Below are 8,045 nucleotides of genomic sequence, written 5' to 3' on the forward strand. Positions count from 1 at the left end.
CTTTTCCATGCTGCAAAACAGCGTCACCGTTTATTTGAAAACGCCTCGCGATGCCTTGAAATTTATTCAGACCTTGCTGAATAGACTCATTGGATACTCCACATTCTTTAGCAATCGCAATGGCAGCTAATGCGTTCAGCACATTGTGCTCACCAGGCATATTCAAATGCACTTCATAATTTTCGCCAGTGGCTTTATTAAACACGGTAAATTCACAGGTTGCGCTATGTTGTTTAATATCTCGCGCTTGCAAATCAGCCTCATTGGACAATCCGTAAGTCAGCACAGGCTTGGAAATATTGGGTATTACTTCCTTAACTCCGGGATCATCAATGCACATCACAGCCAGACCATAAAATGGCAAATGATGTAAAAACTCTATAAAGGTATTACGCAGGTTATGGTAATCACCGCCATAAGTAGCCATGTGATCCGCATCGATATTGGTAACCACCGCCAGCATAGGCTGCAGATATAAAAATGATGCATCACTCTCGTCTGCTTCCGCCACAAAATACCGGCTGGCACCCAGGCGAGCGTGTGTACCCGCGCTATTTAATCGGCCACCAATTACAAATGTAGGATCAAGCCCCGCTTCGGCCAGTACACTGGCAATCAAACTGGTAGTTGTCGTTTTACCATGGGTTCCGGCTACTGCTATACCGTGCCGAAAGCGCATAAGCTCAGCGAGCATTTCTGCACGACGCACAACGGGAATTCTCAAGTTGCCCGCCTCGTAAATTTCCGGATTTCTTTCACTGACGGCTGTTGAATAGACCACAACATCGCAGCCATGCACATTCTCAACTTTATGACCGATATAAATCTTTGCACCCAATGAAGCCAGGCGTTGCGTCGTCAGGCTTTCTTTCAAATCTGATCCTGAAACTGTATAGCCGAGATTTATTAGCACTTCTGCGATACCGCTCATTCCAGAACCACCAATACCAATAAAATGAATCCGTTTAATCCGGCTCATTCCTACATCTTGATAATTGGTTTGATCGTTGTTCATAACAGTTTGCCCATTAGGCATGCGCCGCCTCCATGCATTTATCCGCTACCATGCGGGTAGCATCGGGTAACGCCAGACCACGGGCTGCACTGGCCATCTGCTGCAACCGGTTAACCGTCAAATCAGCAAGCAGTCTGCGTAGTGCCTCAACCGTAAAATCTGTTTGCTGAATTAATATTGCTGCCTGTTTGTCAGTAAGATATTTTGCGTTACTGGTCTGGTGATCATCAACGGCATAGGGATATGGCACCAGGATGGAAGCCACGCCAGCAATCGCCAGTTCCGCAATTGTCATAGCACCTGCGCGACAAATTACGAGATCCGCCCAGCGATAGGCTTCTGCCATATCATCAATAAAAGCGACAACGTTTGCTTCAACACCGCTTTGCTCATAGTTTGCTTGCGCTGCTTCAATATTTTTCTTGCCGGTCTGATGCCAGACAACGGGTCGCTTGTCTGCATCAATACCACTCAGCGCTTCTGGTACGACATCGTTTAGCGCTTTGGCACCCAGACTGCCTCCTACTACTAATATATGGAGTGGATCATTAATCTGACGCTCAACATCCCGGGACTCGAACAATTGTGAAATATTTTTTCGCACTGGATTGCCCGTATGAATAGCTTTCCCCGGTGCAATTGAATGGGGAAAGGCTTCCATCACGACACTGGCAAACGGCACGAGTAAGCGATTGGTCATTCCCGATATGCCATTTTGCTCATGTACCAACAAAGGTTTCCGGGTCAGCCAGGCGGCTACACCCCCAGGTCCCGTGACAAACCCACCCATACCTAGTACCGCACGTGGTTTTAATGTCCACATCACACTTAATCCCTGCCATAGTGCATACAGCAGTTTAAATGGCGCCATAATCCAGCCCAGTAACCCATTACCCCGCAACCCGGAAACATTGATATACGATATGGGAATATTCGCTTTTGGTATTACATCCGCTTCCAAACCACGACGTGTACCCAACCATGCCACATCGACACCACGCGAGCGCAATTCATCGGCCACTGCCAATGCGGGAAATACATGACCGCCTGTGCCACCGGCCATGATTAATACTCTTGTAGTTGTCGATTTAGTCATAACTTCTATATAAGAACCGCAAGTGTTAACGTTTTCTACCAGATTTGTGTTTAGCCTTTCGTGGTCTCAACGGCACATCCTCTGTTTCCGGATACTGGTGCGCTATGCGTAACAACATGGCACAGGCAATACAGGTCGCTACAATACTGCTGCCACCGTAACTCATTAACGGTAACGTTAAACCCTTGGTCGGCAACATGCCCATGTTAACCCCGATATTAATCAGGGCCTGAAAACCAATCAGCAAACCAATACCAAACGCCAGATATCCAGCAAATCGATCATGCTGACTTAACGCAAAATGCCCAATACGGAAGGAGCGATAAACAATAACGACAAAGAGGGAAATCACCACCAAACCACCCAACAAACCCAGTTCTTCCGAAATAACGGCAAATAAAAAGTCAGTGTGCGCCTCGGGCAAGTAAAATAACTTTTGCACGCTACTGCCCAAACCCACGCCTAACCACTCTCCTCGACCAAACGCAATTAATGCCTGTGTTAACTGAAAACCGCTATCAAACGGATCCGCCCAGGGGTTCAGGAAAGAAGTTAAACGTTCAACACGATACGGCGACGAATAAGCCAGTAGTGACAGCGCCATCCCCATCACCAAAATCAGCACACCAAATTGCCAAAAACGCACACCCGCTAAAAACATCATGCCTAACGCAGTAAAAGCAATAACGACACCGGAACCAAAGTCAGGCTCAAGCAGCAATAAAATTCCCACCACACCGAGTATCAACATCGGCTTAAGAAATCCCTTTACAGTTGTTCTTACTTCTTCACCCCGTCTCAACAGATAACCCGCGAGAAATATAACGACGAAGAGCTTCATTAATTCCGAGGGCTGGATATTCAACACACCCAGATCCAACCAGCGCAAACTGCCATTAACCTCCTTACCCATTAGCAACACCATGGCAAGCAGCACGATACCAAACATCAAAAGATATGGGCTAATCCTGTTCCAGAACTCAATCTGCACATGCAAAACGCCCCAGCTCAGCGCTAAAGCCACGCCGATAAAAAACGCCTGCTTCCAGATAAAATAAAAGGGTTCGCCATACTGCTTTTCCGCAATCGAAATCGACGCCGATCCCATCATCACCAGACCAATAGACAGCAACGCAATAACCGCACCCAGCAGCCAGTAATCATAGCGATAACTTTCCATGTCGCGCTTTGACCTGGCCTGGAAAAATGGCTTTACCAGAGCAGCTTTACCCATCATGATGGCAAGCTCCTTACTGATTCCATAAATACTTCACCTCGGTGCTGGTAGTCATTAAACATATCGAAACTGGCACAAGCCGGTGACAGAATAACTTTGTCTGTCGCTTTAGCGAGCCTGTCAGCCTGAGCAACAGCTGCGGACATATCTTCAGCGCGCTCAATTTGCACAACTCCCGACAATACACTTTCGATACGTTCAGCATCTTTCCCGATCAGTATGACCAGTCGCACATTGTTGGCAATTACAGCTTCACGCAACGGTTCAAAATCAGCGCCTTTCCCATCACCACCGGCAATTAATATTTTATTGCCCGACATTCCCGCCAGTGCTGAAACCGTCGCCCCCACATTGGTACCTTTTGAATCGTTATACCAGTCGACGCCCCTGATTGTTGCCACCAGCTGCATGCGATGCGGCAATCCTGCAAAGTTTCTTAAAACATGCAGCATGTCATCAATCGCCAAACCCATAGTTTCACCGAGCGCCAGGGCCGCCAGGGCATTGGCCTGGTTATGTCGGCCAGGCAAACTAATTTCATCAACCGGCATCAACTGTTGCGATCCCTTCATCAGCCAGGTTTTGTCATCACGGTATTCAATACCAAAGTCCCTGTCACCTGGCGGTGCACCGAAACCAAAGGAAACCGCTTTCGCCGGGGAAACACCTTCATTTCCTTTTGCCATACTAACAACCAGTTCATCATCACGATTAATCACCGTGTGTTGACAATTGCGATAAACATTACTTTTTGCAGTCACGTACTCCTGTATATTGGCATAGCGATCCATATGATCCGCTGACACATTCAGCACTACCGCTGCATGAGCATTTAAGTTATCGGTTGTCTCCAACTGGAAGCTGGATAACTCCAGAATGTAATAATCTGTTTTTTTCGTTGCCTTCTCGCGCCTGGTATCACCAGGCAGATTAAGCGCATCGCGGGGTAGCAGATTCAACGCGGGTTCTCCCAGGTTGCCGCCGACTTTAACGTTTAAACCGGCATACTCTGCCATGGCGCCCAGCAACGTCGTTACCGTGCTTTTTCCGTTGGACCCGGTGATAGCAATTATTGGTGCGTCAGCATTTGCAGCAAATAAAGCAATATCCCCTAGCACTTCTGCCCCTTGCGCCCTGGCATTCGCAATCACAGATTCTTTTACAGACACACCTGGACTAACAATTAATTTTCTGGCTTGATCAAAAACCAGGGGTTCAAACCCACCCAGGTAACATTCAACGTTTGGCGCGATACTCAGCAATTGCTTAAGGCCCGGCGGATTGGGTCGCGAGTCGACCACCGAAAATGGCTCACCTCGCTGCGCCAGGAAACGCGCACAAGACAACCCGGTCTTGCCGAGACCAACGATTACCGTTGTTCCTGCGGCCTGGGTATATGCATTGTTATCTTCTGCTGCCATCATGGATATTCATAACTCACAATTTTTTACCCATAGTCCTTTCGTGCATTAGTAACTATCGGAGTTTTAAGGTTGCCAGACCAACCAGGGTCAAAATAACGGTTATAATCCAGAACCGAACAATAACCCGGGGTTCTGGCCAGCCTTTTAATTCAAAATGATGATGCAAAGGCGCCATGCGAAATATCCGTTTGCCGGTTAACTTGAAAGAGGCAACTTGAATAATGACACTGAGGGTTTCTATTACAAACACACCACCCATAATCAATAAAACCAGTTCCTGGCGCACCACCACGGCCACGACGCCGAGCGCGGCACCCAAAGCCAGGGCACCAACATCACCCATAAACACCATTGCCGGGTAAGCGTTAAACCATAAAAACCCCAAACCAGCGCCGGCGATTGCGCCACAAAACACAACCACCTCTCCGGCACCTGCAACGAAAGGTATACCCAGATACTCAGCAAATTTGATATGGCCAGTAGCATAAGCAACGATACCCAACCCAGCCGCAACCAGAACCGTTGGCATAATTGCTAATCCATCCAGACCGTCCGTCAGGTTCACCGCATTACTTGATCCCACTATTACCAGATAGACAAAAACAATAAAGAACCATCCCAGGGGAATAACTACATCCTTAAAAAAAGGAACAATCAATGAAGTCTCAATGGGATCGGTAGCGGTGTAATAAAGATATAAGGCCGCACCCAGGCCACCTACGGTTTGCCAGAAATATTTTTCGCGGGCCTTTAGCCCTTCCGATTGCTTCTTAACAAGCTTGCGATAATCATCGACCCACCCTACCGCACCAAACAGCATTGTGACGATAAGCACCACCCACACATAACGATTAGACAAATCACTCCAGAGCAAAGTACTAATTGCGACTGCTACCAGTATTAGCGCACCACCCATGGTCGGTGTACCTGCTTTGGTAAGATGAGCTTCCGGGCCGTCATCGCGTACATGTTGCCCGATCTGATAGTGGCTCAACTTCCTGATCATGATTGGGCCTACAATAAACGAAATCACCAGGGCAGTGAGCACACCCAGGATTGCCCGTAGCGTTAAATATTGAAAAACGCCAAAGCCACTGTGCAGCTGTGTTAAATAATCCGTCAAATAGAGCAACATGTTTAATGTTTTCCTTTTCTATCTATTAGCTACGCTAACAAAGCCTCAACCACTCGCTCCATACGCATCATACGCGAACCTTTAACCAGCACAGTGACATCGTTTGAAAGCTTTGGCTTAATAGATTTAACCAACTCATCAACGTCTTCAAAATGCTGACCGTTGTCACCAAATGCTTCCGTCGCTTCCTCACTGAATCCACCCAGCGTATAAACGCGATCGATATGTAATCTTGCTGCATCTTCACCGGCCTGTTGATGTAACTCGATGCTGTTATCTCCAAGCTCGCCCATATCGCCTAACACTAAAAACTTTTCGCCTTCACAGGATGCCAGCACATCCAGGCCAGCGCGCAAGGAATTAGGATTGGCATTGTAAGTATCATCTATTACTCGAGCACCGTTGATTCCGGGCTTTAGTTGTAGACGACCTGGAACCGCCTGCAAAGCTCCAATTCCGTTGGCAATAGTTTGCAAATTGACATCAGCTGCAACAGCAACAGCAGTCGCGGCCATTGCATTCATCACATTATGTCTACCCAACAATTTAAGCGTACAATCAAATTCACCCACTGGTGTTCGCACCTTGAGGCGATTCCCGTCTATATCACCTTGCCAGTCACAACTAATATCTGCAGGTTGTTCCAGGCCAAATGTCAGCGTTTTGTTATCCCTGGTTAACTCTCTCCACAGGGGTGCGAACTGATCATCAGCGTTAATCACGCCAACACCGTCTTTATCCAGTCCTTCGTATATTTCACCTTTTGCTTTCGCCACACCTTCCAGGGAGCCAAAACCTTCCAGATGCGCTGCGGCAGCATTATTAATCATGGCAACGTTTGGCCTGGCCATATTGGTGAGATAGGAAATCTCGTTCGGGTGATTGGCACCCATTTCAATCACCGCTGCCTTATGCTGTTTGTTAATACTCAACAAAGTTAATGGCACTCCAATATGGTTGTTTAAGTTTCCCTTTGTCGCTAACGTTGGTCCTAATTGGGCAAAAATTGACGCCAATATTTCTTTAACCGTGGTTTTACCATTGCTTCCTGTTACCGCAACCACCGGAATCGCAAGTTGCGCTCGCCAATACGCCGCCAACTGGCCCAGTCCAAGGAGGGTATCCTCTACAATCAACTGTGGCAGTGAGCACTCAAGCTCATGATCAACCATCAACGCCCTGGCCCCAGCTTCCCGAACATTTTCTACAAAATCGTGAGCGTCGAAATTTGGGCCTTTCAATGCCACAAATAGCTGGTCCGGCTGTACTGCCCTTGAATCACTGCTGACACCAACAAACGTAGTATCGCTTCCTACCATCCTGGCATCGATAGCCGCCGCTGCATCCGACAATAAAATTTCACAACCCGCCATTAGCCACCGCTTGAACCTTGCTCAGCCGCCAGTAATCCGGCAATGACTTCCGCATCACCTTCGTAAGCGCGCTTTTCTTTACCAATGATCTGGTAATCCTCATGACCTTTGCCTGCCACCAGAACGACATCATTTTCTGACGCATGACCCATTGCATGCTTGATAGCAGCAACTCTATCGTGGTTTATCACTACATCCTGCTGCTTTAATATCCCGTTGAGAATTTGTGACACGATGTGGCTTGCAGCTTCAGTTCTGGGATTATCATCTGTGATAATCACATGATCAGCATACTGCTCTGCCACTTCACCCATAGCGGGGCGTTTACCCTGATCTCGATCACCGCCACAACCAAACACACACCACAGCTGGCCGTGCTTTTTTGAATCAACATGTGCACGCAATGACTGCAGGGCTTTCGCCAGGGCGTCCGGTGTATGCGCATAATCAACCACAAACATCGCCTGTCCTTTATGGCTGGGAATGCGCTCCATTCGCCCCGCTACATTGGATAAACGACTAATACGCAACAATGCTTCTTCAAAGCGCACCCCTTTACATACCAGTGCTGCGAGCACCGCCAGTAAATTGCTTATATTGAATCTTCCCAGTAATGCAGAACTGACGATACCGCTACCCCAAGGAGTAATAACATCAAAGTGCAAACCGGCCGCATCCATTCTTACCTTGTGCGCACGCACGTCGACATCCTGTTGTTCAACTCCGTAGCGAATCACATTAATGTCTTCACGCAACCCACTCAGA

7 protein-coding genes are annotated in these 8,045 nt (G+C 47.8%); all 7 read right to left on the reverse strand.

Annotated elements, in window-relative coordinates:
• The coding region (murC, locus tag ACWVCM_RS06635; protein ID WP_455200942.1) for a UDP-N-acetylmuramate--L-alanine ligase at positions 1–1,036 on the reverse strand (1,036 nt) is incomplete at its 3' end.
• Positions 1,029–2,111, reverse strand: a complete 1,083-nt coding sequence (gene murG / locus ACWVCM_RS06640; RefSeq protein WP_455200943.1) for an undecaprenyldiphospho-muramoylpentapeptide beta-N-acetylglucosaminyltransferase — start codon at positions 2,109–2,111, stop codon at positions 1,029–1,031. The genes murG and murC, both read right to left, overlap by 8 nt.
• Positions 2,112–2,136: 25 nt before the next feature.
• A complete protein-coding gene (gene ftsW / locus ACWVCM_RS06645; RefSeq protein ID WP_455200944.1) occupies positions 2,137–3,348 on the reverse strand; it encodes a putative lipid II flippase FtsW in 1,212 nt (403 codons plus the stop codon).
• Complete coding sequence (murD, locus tag ACWVCM_RS06650) at positions 3,345–4,772, reverse strand: UDP-N-acetylmuramoyl-L-alanine--D-glutamate ligase (RefSeq protein WP_455200945.1); 1,428 nt, start codon at positions 4,770–4,772, stop codon at positions 3,345–3,347. Before murD ends, ftsW begins: the two co-directional genes overlap by 4 nt.
• A gap of 52 nt (positions 4,773–4,824) precedes the next feature.
• Positions 4,825–5,907 carry a phospho-N-acetylmuramoyl-pentapeptide-transferase gene (gene mraY / locus ACWVCM_RS06655; protein ID WP_455200946.1) on the reverse strand — a complete coding sequence of 361 codons (1,083 nt, stop codon included), beginning with the start codon at positions 5,905–5,907 and terminating at the stop codon, positions 4,825–4,827.
• Positions 5,908–5,936: 29 nt separating this feature from the next.
• On the reverse strand, positions 5,937–7,280 hold the full coding sequence (locus ACWVCM_RS06660; RefSeq protein WP_455200947.1) for a UDP-N-acetylmuramoyl-tripeptide--D-alanyl-D-alanine ligase: 1,344 nt from the start codon (positions 7,278–7,280) through the stop codon (positions 5,937–5,939).
• Positions 7,280–8,045, reverse strand: a 766-nt coding sequence (locus tag ACWVCM_RS06665) for a Mur ligase family protein (protein WP_455200948.1), incomplete at its 5' end; no start/stop codon positions are given. The genes ACWVCM_RS06665 and ACWVCM_RS06660, both read right to left, overlap by 1 nt.

Source organism: Kaarinaea lacus, assembly GCF_975902315.1.

What these genes read in the sequence shown, in the direction of transcription:
- murG (WP_455200943.1), bottom strand. Translation starts at nt 2,111, where the DNA reads ATGACTAAATCGACAACTACAAGAGTATTAATCATGGCCGGTGGCACA.
- ftsW (WP_455200944.1), bottom strand. Translation starts at nt 3,348, where the DNA reads ATGATGGGTAAAGCTGCTCTGGTAAAGCCATTTTTCCAGGCCAGGTCA.
- ACWVCM_RS06660 (WP_455200947.1), bottom strand. Translation starts at nt 7,280, where the DNA reads ATGGCGGGTTGTGAAATTTTATTGTCGGATGCAGCGGCGGCTATCGAT.
- murD (WP_455200945.1), bottom strand. Translation starts at nt 4,772, where the DNA reads ATGATGGCAGCAGAAGATAACAATGCATATACCCAGGCCGCAGGAACA.
- mraY (WP_455200946.1), bottom strand. Translation starts at nt 5,907, where the DNA reads ATGTTGCTCTATTTGACGGATTATTTAACACAGCTGCACAGTGGCTTT.